Origin of the sequence: Streptomyces sp. NPDC050416 (assembly GCF_044458845.1) — a bacterium.
Classification (GTDB): Bacteria; Actinomycetota; Actinomycetes; order Streptomycetales; family Streptomycetaceae; genus Streptomyces.
Genome location: NZ_JBITII010000002.1, coordinates 290201 through 305872 on the forward strand (window position 1 = coordinate 290201; position 15672 = coordinate 305872).

Sequence of the window (15672 nt, forward strand, 5' to 3'; positions counted from 1 at the left end):
TCATGTCAAATCTGGGCGACTCCTGTGCGTCAGCCGAAAGATTGAGGCCTCCACAGGAATTGCACAAGGGCCCTGCACGACCGAGGCCGGAGGAGTTCGGCGCCCTGCGCCAGGGCGCCGAACTCCTCCGGCCTGGTGGTCGGGGACGGTACGAGACCGCCTAATAGCTGTCGTAGCCGGGCTCACCGTTCGGCCGGTAGACGCCGACGACGGTGCCGCCCTTCGTCGTCGAGACGCTGACCGGCTCCAGCGCGGTGGGGATCGCTCCGTCGGCGAACAGCCGCTTACCGGTGCCGATGATCACCGGGTGGATGGTCAGGCGGTACTCGTCGACGAGGCCGTGCCGCATGAGGGTCTGGGCGAGGTCGCCGCTGCCGACGACGTTGATGTCGCCGCCGTCGGACTCCTTCAGCTCGCGTACGGCATCGACGGTGTCGCCCTCCAGCAGCGTGGAGTTCTGCCACTCGACGGACGTCAGGGTCCGGGACGCCACGTACTTGCGCATGCTGTTCATCCGACCGGTGAACGGGTTGCCGGGATCGGCGGTCGGCCAGTACGACGCGAAGATCTCGTACGTCTTGCGGCCGAGCAGCATCGCCTCGGAGTGCTCGTACCAACCGGCGATGGCCGAGCCGACCTCGTCGTCGACCACCGGCTTCTGCCAGCCGCCGTGCTCGAAGCCGCTCTCAGGGTCCTCATCCGGACCGCCCGGCGCCTGCATGACGCCGTCCAGCGTCAGGAACGTGCAAACGATGATCTTGCGCATGGTGTGCTCCCTTCGTCGACGGATAGACCACACCACCACCGGAAACTCATCGGCGGACCTTGCGCGGCGCGGCGCGGTCAGTCGCCGAACCCCGTGGCCCGGGAGCGCTTCTCCCATGCCAGGACCTCGTCGCGTACCTGGTCGAGATGGCCGAGGACCGCGCTGACGCCGTCGTCGCCGAGGGGCAGGCGCAGCGGCGTGGTGTCGGCGTCGAGCGCGGCCAGGATGAGGGCGGCGGCCTTGGCCGGGTCGCCGGGCTGGGTGCCGTCACCGCCGGCGACCGCTCCCCGGGTCCGGCTCACCTTGCCGTACACGCCGCTGTCCGCACTGGTACCGGCCCGCCCGGTCTCGAACAGGCCCGTGCGGAAGGCGCCCGGCTCGACGATCAGCACCTTGACGCCGAACTCCGCGACCTCGTCCGCGAGTCCCTCGGACATGCCCTCCAGGGCGAACTTCGTGGCGCTGTACGCCGAGAAGCCCGCGAAGGACATCTGTCCGCCCATGCTGCTCATCTGCACGATCGCGCCCGACCGCCGCTCGCGCATGTACGGCAGCACGGCCCGGGTGAGGGCGGCCGGGCCGAAGACGTGCACCTCGAACAGCGCCCGCAACTCCTCCTCGGTGGTCTCCTCGAAGGCACCGACATGGGTCCGGCCCGCGTTGTTGACCAGGACGTCGATCCGTCCGTGCCGGGCCACGACGTCCCGTACGGCGGCCTCGGCGGCGCCCGTGTCGGCGACGTCCAGGCGCAGCGCCTCCACCCGGTCGGGGTGGGCGGCGGCCAGGTCGTCCAGCGCCTCCGGGCGCCGGGCCGCGCCGACCACCACGTCGCCCGCGGCGAGGGCCGCCTCGGCGATCGCCCGCCCGAAACCGCTGCTCGCACCCGTGATCAGCCACACCTTGTTCATGACAGCTCCCCGTCCCACGTCGTCACATCCTCGTTACGCCGATCAGCCTCTCGCCCGGGCCGCCGCCCGGTCCAAGACTTTTGGTGATAACCAATGGCTATGACCCTGGACGTTCATGTGCGCGACCTGCGCTACTTCGTGGCGGTGGCCGAGGAACTGCACTTCACCCGCGCCGCGGAGCGCCTGTACGTGTCGCAGCCCGCGCTGAGCAAGCAGATCCGGGCGCTGGAGCGGCAGTTGGGCATCGAGCTGTTCCGGCGTGACCGGCACGGCGTGGCCCTCACCGACGCCGGTACGGCACTGCTGCCGCAGGCGCGCCGGGTGCTGGACGCATGGGAGGAGGGTGCGGCCGCGATGGACACCGCCCGGGCGGCGCAGCGCAGCACGCTGGTCGTGGGCATGAGCACCAGCCCGGTCCGCGGCGGCCTGCTGCCCGCGATCCGCTCCCGTTTCACGGCCACGCACCCGGAGACGCTCATCCGGCTGCGGCAGGTCAACTGGGAGGACCCGACCGCGGGCCTCGCCGACGGCGCCGCGGACGTGGCCTTCGTCTGGCTGCCGCTGCCCGGCCAGGAGCGCTACGACTGGACGGTCGTCGCCGAGGAACCGCTCATGGTCGCCCTCCCGGACGCGCATCCCCTCGCCGGCCGCGCCGAGGTCGACTTCACGGACCTGCTCGACGAGCCGTTCCTCGCGCTGCCCGAGAGCACGGGCCCGCTGCGCGACTTCTGGCTGGCCCTGGACGCCCGCGACGGCCGCCCTCCCCGGATCGGCGCCGAGATCGCGAGCACGGAGGAGACGTACGAGGCGCTGACCGCCGGTCTCGGCGTGTGCCTCGTGGCCGCGGGCAACGTCCCCCTGCTCACCCTGGGCGGCGTGACCGCCCGCCCGGTGCGGGGTGTCACACCCAGCCGCTATGTCCTGGCCTGGCGCCGGGAGGACGGGCGACGACCGCTGGTCCGGGCGTACGCGGACGCCTGCAGGCGGGTCACGGGCCGGGAGTAGCCGAGTGCTCCGGCTCCGGCTCCGGCTCCGACCGGGCCGCCACCACCCGTCGACGCTCACGCCGGCCTCTCATGAACGTCTCGTTGCAGCCCACCCCCGTAGCCCTCCGGGCCGCTGATACTGACCGCACGTTCGAAGGGCCAGGGGATGCGGGGCGGCGGTGGACTGGACGGTGTGGGGAGGGCTGGCCGCCGGGTTGGTGATCGCGACCGTGACCGCCCCGGTCGGAGTCTCCGGGGCGGTGTTCCTGCTCCCGGTCCAGCTGAGCGTCTTCGGTGTGCCCAACCCGGCGGTCACCCCGACCAACCTGCTGTACAACGTCGTCGCCGGCCCCGGAGCCCTGTGGCGCTACCGTCACGACGGCGCCCTGCGCGGCGACCTCTCCCGGCGTCTGGTGCTGGGCACGCTGCCCGGCGTCGTCCTCGGCGCCGCCGTCCGGGTCTTCGCGCTCCCCGGCCCGGGCGTCTTCCGGCTCCTGGCAGCCGCCCTGCTGCTGCCGCTCGGCCTGTGGCTGTCTCTGTGCGCCCTCGCCCCGGCCCGCCACCGTCCATCATCCGCGGGTGAGTTGGCCCCGCGCACGCTGACCGGCCTCGCGCTGGCGGTCGGCGTCGTCGGCGGCATCTACGGCATCGGCGGCGGCTCCCTGCTCGGCCCGGTCCTCGTCGGACGCGGCCTGCCCGTCGCCCGCGTCGCCCCGGCCGCGCTCGCCGCCACGTTCGCCACGTCGCTCGTCGGCGCCACCACCTATGTGGTGTTGTCGCTGATGAGCTCCGGAGAGGTCGCCCCCGACTGGTGGCTCGGGCTCGCCTGCGGCACGGGCGGCCTCATGGGCGGCTACCTCGGCGCCCGCCTCCAGCCCCACCTGCCCGACCGGACCCTGCGCCTCCTCCTCGGCATCCTGGCCACGGCCGTCGGCATGCTGTACGCCGCCCAGACCCTGGACTGACCGCGTTGGAAACCCGTCCGCCCGCCACAGCGACGCATTGTGTACACATGAGACACTCGGTACCCTTGGGCGCATGACGCGGCCGCTGCCCAGAGAGTCCATCCGTGATGTACGCGCGCACTTGGCTGAGGTCGTGGAGCGCGCCGATCGCGACGACGTCCCCACAGTGATCACGCGCCGGGGCAAGGAAGTAGCCGCCGTCGTCTCCATCGAGGTGCTGCGCAAGTACCAGGAGTGGGAAGAGCGCGAGATCAACCGGATCATCGATGAGCGCATGGCCAACCCGGCACCCGGCATCCCGATCGAGGACATCATGAGGGAGACGCTGGCGCGCGGTGAGTGAGTACCGAACCGTCTTCCGCCCCGAGGCACAGGCCGAGCTTCGCAAGATCCCCCGCGACATGGCGCTGCGCATCCTGGCCAAGCTGACCGAGCTGGAGAGCGACCCCTTCGGATTCAACACTACGGCGCTCGTATCGCAGCCAGAACGCCGTCGCCTGCGGGTCGGCGACTACCGCGTCGTCTACACGATCGACAACGGAGAGCTCGTGGTGTGGGTCGTGCACGTCGGACACCGCTCGACCGTCTACGACACTTGATACCAACTGATCCGGCGTCAGAATATCCAGCACCCATCCAGCACGGTGACGGCGAAGGGGTCGACCCCTGGAGGAGTCGACCCCTTCCGACCTGCACACTTGCGGAATCACGTCGCGTACAGTAACGAACTAGTCACACATTGAAGCGGAACTCCACCACATCCCCGTCCTGCATCACATAGTCCTTGCCCTCCATGCGGGCCTTGCCCTTCGCGCGGGCCTCCGCGACCGAGCCGGACTCCACCAGGTCGTCGAAGGAGATGACCTCCGCCTTGATGAAGCCCTTCTGGAAGTCGGTGTGGATGACGCCGGCGGCCTCGGGGGCCGTGGCGCCCTTCTTGATGGTCCAGGCGCGGGATTCCTTGGGGCCTGCCGTCAGGTAGGTCTGGAGGCCGAGGGTGCGGAAACCGACGTGGGCCAGGGTCGCGAGGCCGGGCTCCTCCTGGCCCACGGACTGGAGGAGTTCGAGGGCCTCGTCGTCGTCGAGCTCGGCGAGGTCCGCCTCCAGCTTGGCGTTGAGGAAGATCGCCTCGGCGGGTGCGACCAGGGCGCGCTGCTCGTTCTTGAAGTCCTCGTCGGTCAGCTCGTCCTCGTCGACGTTGAAGACGTAGAGGAAGGGCTTGGTCGTGAGCAGGTGCAGGTCGTGCAGGAGCTCGGCGCGCTCGCTGCCCTGGACGATGCCATGCGCGAAGAGCGTGTCACCCTTCTCCAGGATCTCCTTGGCCTCCTCGACCGCCTTGACCTTGGGCTGGATGTCCTTCTTGATCCGCGACTCCTTCTGGAGACGCGGCAGGACCTTCTCGATGGTCTGGAGGTCGGCGAGGATCAGCTCGGTGTTGATCGTCTCGATGTCGTCCTTGGGCGAGACCTTGCCGTCGACATGCACGACGTTCTCGTCCTTGAAGGCGCGGATGACCTGGCAGATCGCGTCGGACTCACGGATGTTCGCGAGGAACTTGTTGCCCAGGCCCTCGCCCTCGGACGCACCGCGCACGATGCCCGCGATGTCGACGAAGTCGACCGTGGCCGGGAGGATCCGCTCCGACTTGAAGATCTCGGCCAGCTTGCCGAGCCGCGGGTCGGGGACGCCGACGACACCGACGTTCGGCTCGATCGTGGCGAACGGGTAGTTGGCCGCCAGCACGTCGTTCTTGGTCAGGGCGTTGAACAGGGTCGACTTGCCGACATTCGGCAGACCGACGATTCCGATCGTGAGCGACACGTTGCGACTTCCCGTGAGTGGAGAGGGCAGGAGGCCGGGAGACCGGCCGATCCACCAGTCTACGGCGTACCCGGAACCGTCCCGGCGGCGTATCGAACGCTTGGCCAAGCCTCGGTCCACGGCGTGTCTGAAGGCCTATTCGGCATATTGAACGACCTAAGTTGGTGCAGTGGAGCAATACAGGACGCGACCTGCCCAGTACGGACCGCGACGTGACCGGCCGAGATCGTCCCTGCCGCCGCAGGCAGGACGGGGAGCGGGCGGCGGTGCGGTGCGAGCGGTCCGGCAGCCGGGACCGCAGCGACGTCACCCGGCGGTACGTCGGCCGGCCCCCGCCCCGGCACCCGCCGCGGCGAGGTTTCCCAACCCCCGGCTGACCGGGCTGGGCAGCGGGTTGTTCTGCGCGCTGGTGATGTTCCTGCTCGGCGGGCTCTGCGCCGTGCTGTTCGGGGCGTCGCTGACGGCGTACGGGGTGCTGTTCCTGCCGGTGTGCGTGCTGACCGCCGTCTGGGTGCGGCGCGGGGATCTGATGACCGCGCCCGTCGTCGTGCCGATCGCCTTCGCCGTGGGGCTGGTGCCGGTGGCGGACGGCGACGGCGGGACCGGCGGCAAGCTGATGGGCCTGGTGACGGCGCTCGCCACGCAGGCCGGGTGGCTGTACGGCGGCACGCTCATCGTCGGGCTGATCGTGATCGCCCGGCGCATCCGGCTGGTGCACCGGCGACGGACGGCGGCCGGAGCCCGTCCGTCCGCCGGTGTGACGCCCCGGCTCTGACCGGCTCTAATGCCCTGCCGCCCGCATCGCCGCCCCCACGATCCCCGCGTTGTTCTGCAACTGCGCCGGGACGATCTCCGCCTTGATGCCCTCGATGTGCGGCAGGAACTTCTGTGACTTACGGCTGACGCCGCCGCCGATGATGAACAGCTCCGGCGAGAACAGCATCTCGACGTGGGCGAGGTATCTGCGCACGCGGTGCACCGCCCAGTGCTCCCACGTCATGTCGTGGTCCTCCCGGGCCTTGCTGGAGGCCCGCTTCTCCGCGTCGTGCCCGTCGAGTTCCAGGTGACCCAGCTCCGTGTTGGGGACCAGGACGCCGTCGACGAAGACCGCGCTGCCGATGCCCGTGCCGAACGTGAGCACGATCACCGTGCCCCGGCGGCCGCGGCCGGCGCCGAAGTGCATCTCGGCGACACCCGCCGCGTCCGCGTCGTTCACCACCGTCACCGGCAGTCCGCCCAGCCGCTCGCCGAGCAGCACGCGCGCGTCGGTGTCGATCCAGCTGTCGTCGACGTTCGCCGCTGTTCGGATCGTCGCTCCGTCGGTGACCACGCCCGGGAACGTGACCCCGACCGGGCCCGTCCAGCCGAAGTGGTCGACGACCTGCTTGACGCCGTCGGCCACCCCGTCGGGCGTAGCCGGCTGCGGGGTGAGGACCTTGTGGCGCTCCTGCGCCAAGTCGCCCTTGTCCAGGTCCACCGGGGCACCCTTGATCCCGGAACCGCCGATGTCCACGCCGAAGATCTGCATGGCCCTACGTTACGACGAGGGACAGACAGTCACCGGCCGGATGGCGAACCCGCCCGGCGACTCCCCGATCACTCCCCGATCACTCCCCGGAATCCTCACCGGTTCCGGCACCGCCGCGCTCGGCGGCCAGCGCCGTCGCCTCCTCACGCAGGTCGCGGCGCAGCTCCTTGGGCAGCGAGAAGGTGATGGACTCCTCGGCCGCCTTGACGATCTCGACGTCCTCGAAACCGCGCTGGGACAGCCACTCCAGGACCTGCTCGACCAGGACCTCCGGGACGGAGGCGCCCGAGGTGACGCCGACCGTGGAGACGCCCTCCAGCCAGGCCTCGTCGATCTCGTCGGCGAAGTCCACGAGGTACGCGGCGCGCGCTCCGGCGATCTTGGCGACCTCAACGAGCCGCTTGGAGTTGGAGGAGTTGCGAGAGCCGACCACGATGACCAGGTCGGACTCGGCGCCCATCTGCTTCACGGCCAGCTGGCGGTTCTGCGTGGCGTAGCAGATGTCGTCGCTGGGCGGGGAGATGAGCTGCGGGAACTTCTCCTTGAGGGCGTCGACGGTCTCCATGGTCTCGTCGACGGACAGCGTGGTCTGGGAGAGCCAGACGACCTTGGACGGGTCGCGGACCTCGACCTTCTGCACATCGCCCGGGCCGTCGACGAGCTGGATGTGGTCGGGGGCCTCGCCGGAGGTACCGATGACCTCCTCGTGCCCCTCGTGGCCGATCAGGAGGATGTCGTAGTCCTCGTTCGCGAAGCGGACGGCTTCCTTGTGGACCTTGGTGACGAGCGGGCAGGTGGCGTCGATGGTGGCGAGGCGGCCGCGCTCGGCCTCCTCGTGGACGACCGGGGCCACGCCGTGCGCGGAGAACATGACGATGTTCCCCGGGGGCACCTCCTCCGTCTGCTCGACGAAGATCGCGCCCTTCTTCTCCAGGGTCTGCACGACGTACTTGTTGTGGACGATCTCGTGCCGGACGTAGACCGGAGCGCCGTACTGCTCCAGCGCTTTCTCGACGGCGATCACGGCGCGGTCCACACCCGCGCAGTAGCCACGGGGGGCGGCGAGCAGGACACGGCGGCCAGGCGAAGCAGACATGCGTCCCATCGTAAGGCCGCGTCCGGCGGGTCGAAGATCGCATCCGTGTGGAGTCCCCGGGAAGACCGACGGGGGGCGAGGTGAGTGACGCCCGGATGGTGGGGGTGCTCCCCCCTCGGGCGGGGGCCGTCTTCGTCGTGTCGGCCGACAGGCCCCGGCGGGCCGGTTGCTGTTCGCGATGGTGGGGAATCGGCCGCTGCCGCACGTGCTGCCCCGCGCGGACGCCGGGGTGTCCCCGGTGGCGCTGCGGCGCTCGGCCGTTGGGGCACTGGCCGCGGCGCGCAAGCAGCGGGACCGGCTTCCCCGGCCGACGGTGCGGGCCGGGCCCGGCAGGCGGGAATGGCGTCGCCCCCGAACGGCCCAAGAGCGGTGCGCCCGGCGGTGCAGGGCACCCGCCCGCGTCGCCGGGTGGGTGAGGTGTGTTGTCAGCGGCGGCCACTACGCTCGCGGCATGGCTGTGAACACGTCTGCGGAATCCCCGCTCCCCGTCGGTGAGGTGTCGCGGCTGATCGGGGGGTGGATCGACCGGCTCGGGGCGGTGTGGGTCGAGGGGCAGATCACGCAGTTGTCGCGGCGGCCGGGCGCCGGTGTGGTGTTCCTGACGCTGCGGGACCCGTCGTACGACATCTCGGTCAGCGTCACCTGCTACCGGCAGGTGTTCGACGCCGTCGCGGACGTGGTGAGCGAGGGTGCCCGGGTCGTTGTCCTGGCGAAGCCCGAGTGGTACGCCCCGCGGGGGCAGCTGTCGTTGCGGGCCGCCGAGATAAGGCCCGTCGGGGTCGGTGAGCTGCTCGCCCGCCTGGAGCAGTTGAAGAAGGCCCTCACGCGCGAGGGCCTGTTCGCGCCGGAGCGCAAGAAGCCGCTGCCCTTCCTGCCGCAGCTCGTCGGGCTGGTCTGCGGACGGGCCTCGGCCGCCGAGCGGGACGTGCTGGAGAACGCCCGGCACCGCTGGCCGGCCGTGCGTTTCGAGGTGCGCAACGTCGCCGTGCAGGGCGTGCACGCCGTGCCGCAGGTCGTGCAGGCCGTGAAGGAGCTCGACGCGATCGAGGCCGTGGACGTGATCATCGTCGCGCGCGGTGGCGGCAGCGTGGAGGACCTGCTGCCGTTCTCCGACGAGCAGCTGATCCGGACGGTGGCCGAGTGCCGTACGCCCGTGGTGTCCGCGATCGGGCACGAGCCCGACACCCCGCTCCTCGACCTCGTCGCCGACCTGCGCGCCTCCACGCCGACCGACGCCGCGAAGAAGGTCGTGCCGGACGTCGGCGAGGAGTACGAGCGGGTGCGGCTGCTGCGGGACCGGGCGCGGCGGTGCGTGGCGGCGCTGGTGGAGCGGGAGGAGCGCGGGCTGGCCCACGCGCTGGCGCGGCCGTCGATAGAGGATCCGCACCGGATGATCGACGAGCGTGCCGACCACGTGGCGGACCTGCTCGACCGGGGCCGGCGCTGTCTGCGGCACCAGCTCGACCGGGCCGACTCGGAGCTGACGCACACGCACGCGCGCGTGGTGGCTCTCTCCCCCGCCGCGACCCTGAAGCGCGGGTACGCCGTGCTCCAGAAGGCGGACGGGCACGCGGTCCGCGATCCCGGCGAGGTGGCGGTCGGCGAGGCCCTGCGCGCACGGGTCTCCGAGGGTGAGTTCTCCGTACGAGTGGACACATAGGGTGGGTGGATGACCAGCGAGGTTGATGAGACACCGGGCATGACCGAGGCGCTCGGGTACGAGCAGGCGCGGGACGAGCTGATCGAGGTCGTCCGCCGCCTGGAGGCGGGCGGTACGACGCTGGAGGAGTCCCTCGCGCTCTGGGAGCGCGGCGAGGAGCTGGCCAAGGTGTGCCGGCGCTGGCTGGACGGGGCGCGGGCGCGGCTTGACGCGGCGCTGGCGGAGGAGACCTCGGGCGAAACGGACGCCGAGTAGCGAAGCGGGCGCGGAGCGGTACGGGCGGTTCACTGTGAAGTGAGACACGACACCCCACAGTTGGTTGAAGGTTGAACTTTACTGTCGTACGGTCGGGGACATCCGACATACCCGCTCGAGAAGGTTCAGAAGGTTCACCCATGTCTCTCGCCCTTGACCCCGCCGCGCAGGACCTGCTGTTCCGCGAGGCCCGTACCGCCAACGCCTTCACCGACGAGCCGGTGACCGACGAGCAGGTGCAGGCGATCTACGACCTGGTCAAGTACGGCCCGACCGCCTTCAACCAGACCCCGCTGCGCATCACCCTGGTCCGCTCCCCCGAGGCCCGCGAGCGCCTGGTGCGGCACATGGCCGAGGGCAACCGGCCCAAGACGGCCGCCGCCCCGCTGGTCGCGATCCTCTCCGCGGACAACGAGTTCCACGAGGAGCTGCCGCACCTCTTCCCGGCCATGCCGCAGGTGAAGGACCTCTTCTTCGCCGAGCGCCCGGTCCGCGAGAACGCCGCCACGCTGAACGCCGCCCTCCAGGCCGCGTACTTCATCGTGGGCGTCCGCGCCGCCGGTCTCGCCGCCGGCCCGATGACCGGCTTCGACTTCGAGGGCGTGCGCAAGGAGTTCCTGGACGACGACCACACCCCGCTGATGGTCCTCAACATCGGCCGTCCGGGCCCGGACGCCTGGTACCCGCGCTCCCCGCGCCTGGAGTTCGACCAGGTCGTCACGACCGTCTGACCGACGGACGCAAGAACGGACACGAGAAGGCCCCCGGTGCACGCCGGGGGCCTTCGTCATGGATGGGGGGCTCACTCCGTCTTCAGTGCGTCCGCCATCTTCGTCAGCTGTGCGAACGACGCGGTGCCCGTCACCACCGTCGTCGAGCCCTTGGTGCCCTCCAGGACCAGCGCGTCGTACCGGCCGCCCTCGTAGCGGGTCCAGGTCCGGCCGTCGATCTTCTCGGTCCTGCCGGTCTCCCGCGCGCCCTGGGTGGCCTCGTCGACGAAGACGGGGCGCCGCTGAGTGGACTGCTCGACGGCCACGTACTCCCCTTCGGGGTCGTGGAAACCGAGGTGCCAGGCGTCGAACTCGTCCCCCTGGAAACGGACGGAGGTGGCCTTCCAGGCGTCGGGCAGGCCCTGCGGCGCGGCGATGGGGTACGAGGCGGCTCGGCGCGCCGTGAGCAGCTCGACCCGGTAGTCGACGCGCTTGAGGTCGGGCGCGCTGTCGTCGTGCGGGATGAAGAGGTATATGACGCCCGCCACGAGGACGATGACTCCCAGAGAGAGGATCATGTCCCGCGCCGTCTTCTGCTTGCCGTTCGTGCCTGCCACGCCCCCTATCGTCGCAGGTCTCCGGTGCGCTCATCCGTGGGGGCCCCTGCTCATTTTGCGGTCTCGGCGATAGAGTCGGGCAACAACACCCTCATCCGGCCGTCGTCGTACAGAAAGGTGCGCTCCGATGACCGAGCATCATCACTTGCCGTCCGAACTCGATGTGCCCTCCGAGGCCCCCGACCGCAACCTCGCCCTGGAACTGGTCCGGGTCACCGAGGCAGCGGCGATGGCCGCAGGCCGTTGGGTCGGGCGGGGTGACAAGAACGGCGCCGACGGTGCCGCGGTGCGTGCCATGCGGACCCTCGTCTCCACCGTCTCGATGAACGGCGTCGTCGTCATCGGCGAGGGCGAGAAGGACGAAGCCCCGATGCTGTTCAACGGGGAGCGCGTGGGCGACGGGACCGGGCCCGAGTGCGACATCGCCGTCGACCCGATCGACGGCACCACGCTGACCGCGAAGGGCATGACGAACGCGATCGCGGTGCTGGCCGCCGCCGAGCGTGGGTCCATGTTCGACCCGTCCGCCGTCTTCTACATGGACAAGCTCGTCACCGGGCCCGAGGCGGCCGACTTCGTCGACATCAACGCGCCGGTGTCGGTGAACATCCGCCGGGTCGCCAAGGCCAAGCGGTCCGCGCCCGAGGACGTGACGGTGGTGATCCTGGACCGGCCGCGGCACGAGGGCATCATCAAGGAGATCCGGGACACCGGCGCGCGCATCAAGCTGATCTCCGACGGCGATGTGGCCGGCTCCATCCTGGCGCTGCGCGAGGGCACCGGCGTCGACCTGCTGCTCGGCATCGGCGGTACGCCGGAGGGCATCATCTCGGCCTGTGCGGTGAAGTGCCTGGGCGGCACGATCCAGGGCAAGCTGTGGCCCAAGGACGACGAGGAGCGGCAGCGGGCGATCGACGCGGGCCACGATCTCGACCGGGTGCTGATGACGGAGGACCTGGTCACCGGGGAGAACGTGTTCTTCGTGGCGACCGGGATCACCGACGGCGAGCTGCTGCGGGGCGTGCGGTACCGGGCCGAGACGGCCACGACCGACTCGATCGTGATGCGGTCGCGGTCGGGGACGGTGCGCAGGATCGATTCGGAGCACCGGCTGAGCAAGCTGCGGGCGTACAGCGCGATCGACTTCGACAAGGGGAAGTAGCGCCGTAGAGCCGTAGAGGGGGTGGGGCTCGGTCAGCTCACCCCGCGACGAAAGGGCGCCCCCGGTGCGGTGGGGGCGCCCTTTCGTCGTGCGGGCGATCAGCCGGCCGCGGCTATCGTGCTCGCCGAGCGGGCCGCCTTCTTCAACTCCAGGTCCCGGCGGCGGCGTCGGGCCAGGACCACGCGGCGTTCGGCGGCGGTGAGGCCGCCCCAGACGCCGTAGGGCTCGGGCTGGAGCAGGGCGTGCTCGCGGCATTCGACCATCACCGGGCAGCGGGCGCAGACCCGCTTCGCCGCCTCCTCCCGGGAGAGCCGGGCGGCGGTCGGCTCCTTGGAGGGGGCGAAGAACAGGCCCGCCTCGTCACGCCGGCACACCGCCTCGGTGTGCCACGGGGCGTCTTGGTCCCTGTCTCGCGCTGGCACCCGCGGGGCCGGAACGGCAGCTACCAGGGACGAATGCGGCGGTTGCAGCACGGTCTACTCCTGACGACGGCTTCGCGAGCGAGAGACGATGCAGCAAGGCCTACCCGCTGTGCGCGCGCCTATGCACTGAGTTCCGAAGCGCTGGTTTCGCCCCCGTTTCCGCGTTCCGTCGAGCGGCGTCACCGGTGGGCCGTTTTGCCCCGACCCCCGGTGGATTCGCGACTGTCAATGGTTGAGGTGCTTGCGCAAACTCTTGTCGACCTTGCGCTGCACCCGGTCGAGGATGTCCGCGACGACCTTGCCGCGCCGGGGCCGCGCCTCGACGCTGCCCAGGACGGCCCAGCCGTCGACGTAGACGATCGGGGCCTCCGGGTCGCCCGAGTCGAGCGTGTCCACCTCGAAGCTGCCGAGCACGCCGCCGCCCATGCCGCGCAGCGACACGTTCTCCGGGACGCGGATCTCGACGCTGCCGAAGACCGAGAACGCCTTGATCATGACCTGCTGGTGGTCGAAGAGCGCCTCGCTGAGGTCTATCTCGACACTGCCGAAGATCGAGTACGCGTGGATACGGCGGCCCGTGCGCCAGCGGCCCTTGCGGACGGCGCTGCTGAAGATCGCGACCACGTTGTCGTCCGGGTCGATCGGGATGGCGCCGGCCGTGGGGCGGTACGGAGCCGGGGCCGGCGAGGGGCCGGGGCCCTGGCGGTGGGCGGCGGGCAGATCCCGTATGAAGACGTCCAGTTCGCCGACCGTCTTGGCGCGCAGCACCCCCTCGACGCGCTCGGCGTGCTCGTCCGCGGTGAGACGGCCCTCGGCGAGGGCGTCGCGCAGGATGTCGGCGATGCGGTCGCGCTCGGCGTCGGAGGCACGGAGCTCGGAGACTGCGGGCGCGGTCTGCTTCTGAAGGTCCACGGCAGCAGCGTACCCAAACACGATAGATCGCGACACCCCCCGCGCGACGCCTCTGTGTCGCGGCCGAGTGTGACGAACTGAGCCTTACCTCAGGGGGTCACTGCCGGAGGCAGGTTCTAGGCTGTTGGCGCTCGCCAAAGGAGGCGGGCCGCCGTCCGTCGAGTGAGGAATGGGCTGAGATGCCTGAGTTCGCGTACACCGATCTGCTTCCCCAAGGGGAGGACACCACGCCGTACCGGCTGGTGACCTCCGAGGGCGTCTCCACGGTCGAGGGACCGGACGGGCGGACCTTCCTCAAGGTGGAGCCGGAGGCGCTGCGCAAGCTCGCCGAGGAGGCCATCCACGACATCCAGCACTACCTGCGCCCGGCCCATCTCGCGCAGCTGCGCCGCATCATCGACGACCCCGAGGCGTCGGGCAACGACAAGTTCGTGGCGCTGGACCTGCTGAAGAACGCGAACATCGCGGCGGCGGGCGTCCTGCCGATGTGCCAGGACACGGGCACGGCGATCGTGATGGGCAAGCGCGGTCAGAACGTGCTGACGGAAGGGCGCGACGAGGAAGCCCTGTCCCGCGGCATCTACGACGCGTACCAGAACCTCAACCTGCGCTACTCGCAGATGGCTCCGCTCACCATGTGGGAGGAGAAGAACACCGGCTCCAACCTGCCCGCGCAGATCGAGCTGTACGCGGCCGACGGCGGCGCCTACAAGTTCCTGTTCATGGCGAAGGGCGGCGGCTCCGCCAACAAGTCGTTCCTCTACCAGGAGACGAAGGCCGTCCTGAACGAGGCCTCCATGATGAAGTTCCTGGAGGAGAAGATCCGCTCGCTGGGTACGGCGGCCTGCCCGCCCTACCACCTGGCGATCGTGGTCGGCGGTACGAGCGCCGAGTACGCGCTGAAGACCGCGAAGTACGCCTCCGCGCACTACCTGGACGAGATCCCGGCGGAGGGCTCCGAGCTCGGGCACGGCTTCCGGGACAAGGAGCTGGAGCAGAAGGTCTTCGAGCTGACGCAGAAGATCGGGATCGGGGCGCAGTTCGGCGGCAAGTACTTCTGCCACGACGTGCGCGTGGTCCGGCTGCCGCGGCACGGCGCCTCCTGCCCGGTCGCGATCGCCGTGTCCTGCTCCGCCGACCGCCAGGCCGTCGCGAAGATCACGGCCGAGGGGGTGTTCCTGGAGCAGCTGGAGACGGACCCGGCGCGGTTCCTGCCGGAGACGACGGACGAGCACCTCGACGAGGCCGGTGACGTCGTCAAGATCGACCTCAACCAGCCGATGGACACGATCCTGGCCGAGCTGACGAAGTACCCGGTCAAGACCCGTCTGTCGCTGACCGGTCCGCTGGTCGTCGCCCGCGACATCGCGCACGCCAAGATCAAGGAGCGGCTGGACGCGGGCGAGGAGATGCCGCAGTACCTGAAGGACCACCCGGTGTACTACGCGGGTCCGGCCAAGACGCCCGAGGGGTACGCGTCGGGCTCCTTCGGCCCGACCACGGCCGGCCGGATGGACTCCTACGTCGAGCAGTTCCAGGCGGCGGGCGGCTCCAAGGTGATGCTGGCCAAGGGCAACCGGAGCAAGCAGGTCACGGACGCGTGCGCGTCCCACGGCGGCTTCTACCTGGGCTCCATCGGCGGTCCTGCGGCCCGGCTCGCCCAGGACTGCATCAAGAAGGTCGAGGTCGTCGAGTACGAGGAACTCGGCATGGAGGCCGTCTGGAAGATCGAGGTCGAGGACTTCCCGGCGTTCATCGTCGTCGACGACAAGGGCAACGACTTCTTCCAGGACCCGGCGCCGGCGCCCACGTTCACGAGCATTCCGGTGCGGGGGCCGGGGCTGGCGTAGTGCCCCGTGGGTGC

Annotated in this window: 18 protein-coding genes; 10 read left to right on the forward strand and 8 right to left on the reverse strand. The window is 70.3% G+C overall.

What is annotated here, in order from left to right; translation table 11 throughout:
- Nucleotides 1-160 precede the first annotated feature (160 nt).
- Both ACIBL4_RS06300 and ACIBL4_RS06305 read right to left on the reverse strand, forming a co-directional pair.
- Entirely contained in the window at nt 161-766 is a 606-nt protein-coding gene (locus tag ACIBL4_RS06300) for a dihydrofolate reductase family protein (RefSeq protein WP_399407035.1), read from the reverse strand.
- A 77-nt stretch (nt 767-843) separates the two neighbouring features.
- Nucleotides 844-1674, reverse strand: coding sequence for an oxidoreductase (locus tag ACIBL4_RS06305; protein WP_399407037.1), 831 nt, complete (start codon nt 1672-1674; stop codon nt 844-846).
- A gap of 99 nt (nt 1675-1773) precedes the next feature.
- Here ACIBL4_RS06305 and ACIBL4_RS06310 point away from each other — a divergent pair, with 99 nt between their 5' ends.
- The 4 genes from ACIBL4_RS06310 (at nt 1774) to ACIBL4_RS06325 (ending at nt 4224) form a co-directional block, all read left to right on the forward strand.
- Nucleotides 1774-2679, forward strand: coding sequence for a LysR family transcriptional regulator (locus ACIBL4_RS06310; RefSeq protein WP_399407039.1), 906 nt, complete (start codon nt 1774-1776; stop codon nt 2677-2679).
- Between the two features lie 160 nt (nt 2680-2839).
- On the forward strand, nt 2840-3625 hold the full coding sequence (locus ACIBL4_RS06315) for a sulfite exporter TauE/SafE family protein (RefSeq protein WP_399407041.1): 786 nt from the start codon (nt 2840-2842) through the stop codon (nt 3623-3625).
- A 73-nt stretch (nt 3626-3698) separates the two neighbouring features.
- A complete protein-coding gene (locus ACIBL4_RS06320; protein WP_399407043.1) occupies nt 3699-3968 on the forward strand; it encodes a type II toxin-antitoxin system Phd/YefM family antitoxin in 270 nt (89 codons plus the stop codon).
- Nucleotides 3961-4224, forward strand: coding sequence for a type II toxin-antitoxin system RelE/ParE family toxin (locus ACIBL4_RS06325; RefSeq protein WP_033311173.1), 264 nt, complete (start codon nt 3961-3963; stop codon nt 4222-4224). The genes ACIBL4_RS06320 and ACIBL4_RS06325 overlap by 8 nt, the downstream gene beginning before the upstream one ends.
- Nucleotides 4225-4357: 133 nt before the next feature.
- Here ACIBL4_RS06325 and ychF read toward each other — a convergent pair whose 3' ends face one another.
- On the reverse strand, nt 4358-5446 hold the full coding sequence (ychF, locus tag ACIBL4_RS06330; protein ID WP_399407045.1) for a redox-regulated ATPase YchF: 1089 nt from the start codon (nt 5444-5446) through the stop codon (nt 4358-4360).
- A 169-nt stretch (nt 5447-5615) separates the two neighbouring features.
- On the opposite strand from ychF, the gene ACIBL4_RS06335 reads away from it, so the two are divergent.
- Nucleotides 5616-6221 (forward strand): DUF6542 domain-containing protein, encoded by a 606-nt coding sequence (locus ACIBL4_RS06335; protein WP_399407047.1) that lies wholly within the window; start codon nt 5616-5618, stop codon nt 6219-6221.
- A 6-nt stretch (nt 6222-6227) separates the two neighbouring features.
- On the opposite strand, the gene ppgK is transcribed toward ACIBL4_RS06335, so the two are convergent.
- Nucleotides 6228-6974, reverse strand: a complete 747-nt coding sequence (gene ppgK, locus ACIBL4_RS06340) for a polyphosphate--glucose phosphotransferase (protein WP_399407049.1) — start codon at nt 6972-6974, stop codon at nt 6228-6230.
- Between the two features lie 79 nt (nt 6975-7053).
- The gene (locus ACIBL4_RS06345) at nt 7054-8079 is read right to left on the reverse strand and encodes a 4-hydroxy-3-methylbut-2-enyl diphosphate reductase (RefSeq protein WP_399407051.1); all 1026 of its coding nucleotides are present in this window, start codon (nt 8077-8079) and stop codon (nt 7054-7056) included.
- Between the two features lie 442 nt (nt 8080-8521).
- Here ACIBL4_RS06345 and xseA point away from each other — a divergent pair, with 442 nt between their 5' ends.
- The 3 genes from xseA to ACIBL4_RS06360 all read left to right on the forward strand — a co-directional run bounded on the left by xseA (nt 8522) and on the right by ACIBL4_RS06360 (nt 10716).
- Nucleotides 8522-9730, forward strand: a complete 1209-nt coding sequence (xseA, locus tag ACIBL4_RS06350) for an exodeoxyribonuclease VII large subunit (RefSeq protein ID WP_399407053.1) — start codon at nt 8522-8524, stop codon at nt 9728-9730.
- 9 nt (nt 9731-9739) lie between these two features.
- Nucleotides 9740-9985: an exodeoxyribonuclease VII small subunit gene (locus ACIBL4_RS06355; protein ID WP_399407055.1), complete on the forward strand. Its 246-nt coding sequence runs from the start codon at nt 9740-9742 to the stop codon at nt 9983-9985.
- Nucleotides 9986-10125: 140 nt separating this feature from the next.
- The gene (locus ACIBL4_RS06360) at nt 10126-10716 is read left to right on the forward strand and encodes a malonic semialdehyde reductase (RefSeq protein WP_399407057.1); all 591 of its coding nucleotides are present in this window, start codon (nt 10126-10128) and stop codon (nt 10714-10716) included.
- 71 nt (nt 10717-10787) lie between these two features.
- Here ACIBL4_RS06360 and ACIBL4_RS06365 read toward each other — a convergent pair whose 3' ends face one another.
- Nucleotides 10788-11312: a DUF4245 domain-containing protein gene (locus ACIBL4_RS06365; RefSeq protein ID WP_399407059.1), complete on the reverse strand. Its 525-nt coding sequence runs from the start codon at nt 11310-11312 to the stop codon at nt 10788-10790.
- A 127-nt stretch (nt 11313-11439) separates the two neighbouring features.
- On the opposite strand from ACIBL4_RS06365, the gene glpX reads away from it, so the two are divergent.
- Nucleotides 11440-12474 carry a class II fructose-bisphosphatase gene (gene glpX / locus ACIBL4_RS06370; RefSeq protein ID WP_020275873.1) on the forward strand — a complete coding sequence of 345 codons (1035 nt, stop codon included), beginning with the start codon at nt 11440-11442 and terminating at the stop codon, nt 12472-12474.
- A 98-nt stretch (nt 12475-12572) separates the two neighbouring features.
- On the opposite strand, the gene ACIBL4_RS06375 is transcribed toward glpX, so the two are convergent.
- Both ACIBL4_RS06375 and ACIBL4_RS06380 read right to left on the reverse strand, forming a co-directional pair.
- Nucleotides 12573-12947, reverse strand: coding sequence for a WhiB family transcriptional regulator (locus ACIBL4_RS06375; RefSeq protein WP_078945338.1), 375 nt, complete (start codon nt 12945-12947; stop codon nt 12573-12575).
- A gap of 174 nt (nt 12948-13121) precedes the next feature.
- Nucleotides 13122-13808 (reverse strand): DUF1707 domain-containing protein, encoded by a 687-nt coding sequence (locus ACIBL4_RS06380; protein WP_399407061.1) that lies wholly within the window; start codon nt 13806-13808, stop codon nt 13122-13124.
- 179 nt (nt 13809-13987) lie between these two features.
- Between ACIBL4_RS06380 and ACIBL4_RS06385 the strand changes: the two genes are divergently transcribed.
- Nucleotides 13988-15658: a fumarate hydratase gene (locus tag ACIBL4_RS06385; RefSeq protein ID WP_399407063.1), complete on the forward strand. Its 1671-nt coding sequence runs from the start codon at nt 13988-13990 to the stop codon at nt 15656-15658.
- Nucleotides 15659-15672: the final 14 nt, after the last annotated feature.

What these genes read in the sequence shown, in the direction of transcription:
- ACIBL4_RS06310 (WP_399407039.1), top strand. Translation starts at nt 1,774, where the DNA reads ATGACCCTGGACGTTCATGTGCGCGACCTGCGCTACTTCGTGGCGGTG.
- xseA (WP_399407053.1), top strand. Translation starts at nt 8,522, where the DNA reads ATGGCTGTGAACACGTCTGCGGAATCCCCGCTCCCCGTCGGTGAGGTG.
- glpX (WP_020275873.1), top strand. Translation starts at nt 11,440, where the DNA reads ATGACCGAGCATCATCACTTGCCGTCCGAACTCGATGTGCCCTCCGAG.
- ACIBL4_RS06385 (WP_399407063.1), top strand. Translation starts at nt 13,988, where the DNA reads ATGCCTGAGTTCGCGTACACCGATCTGCTTCCCCAAGGGGAGGACACC.
- ACIBL4_RS06345 (WP_399407051.1), bottom strand. Translation starts at nt 8,079, where the DNA reads ATGGGACGCATGTCTGCTTCGCCTGGCCGCCGTGTCCTGCTCGCCGCC.
- ACIBL4_RS06355 (WP_399407055.1), top strand. Translation starts at nt 9,740, where the DNA reads ATGACCAGCGAGGTTGATGAGACACCGGGCATGACCGAGGCGCTCGGG.
- ppgK (WP_399407049.1), bottom strand. Translation starts at nt 6,974, where the DNA reads ATGCAGATCTTCGGCGTGGACATCGGCGGTTCCGGGATCAAGGGTGCC.
- ACIBL4_RS06300 (WP_399407035.1), bottom strand. Translation starts at nt 766, where the DNA reads ATGCGCAAGATCATCGTTTGCACGTTCCTGACGCTGGACGGCGTCATG.
- ACIBL4_RS06360 (WP_399407057.1), top strand. Translation starts at nt 10,126, where the DNA reads ATGTCTCTCGCCCTTGACCCCGCCGCGCAGGACCTGCTGTTCCGCGAG.
- ACIBL4_RS06305 (WP_399407037.1), bottom strand. Translation starts at nt 1,674, where the DNA reads ATGAACAAGGTGTGGCTGATCACGGGTGCGAGCAGCGGTTTCGGGCGG.
- ACIBL4_RS06320 (WP_399407043.1), top strand. Translation starts at nt 3,699, where the DNA reads ATGACGCGGCCGCTGCCCAGAGAGTCCATCCGTGATGTACGCGCGCAC.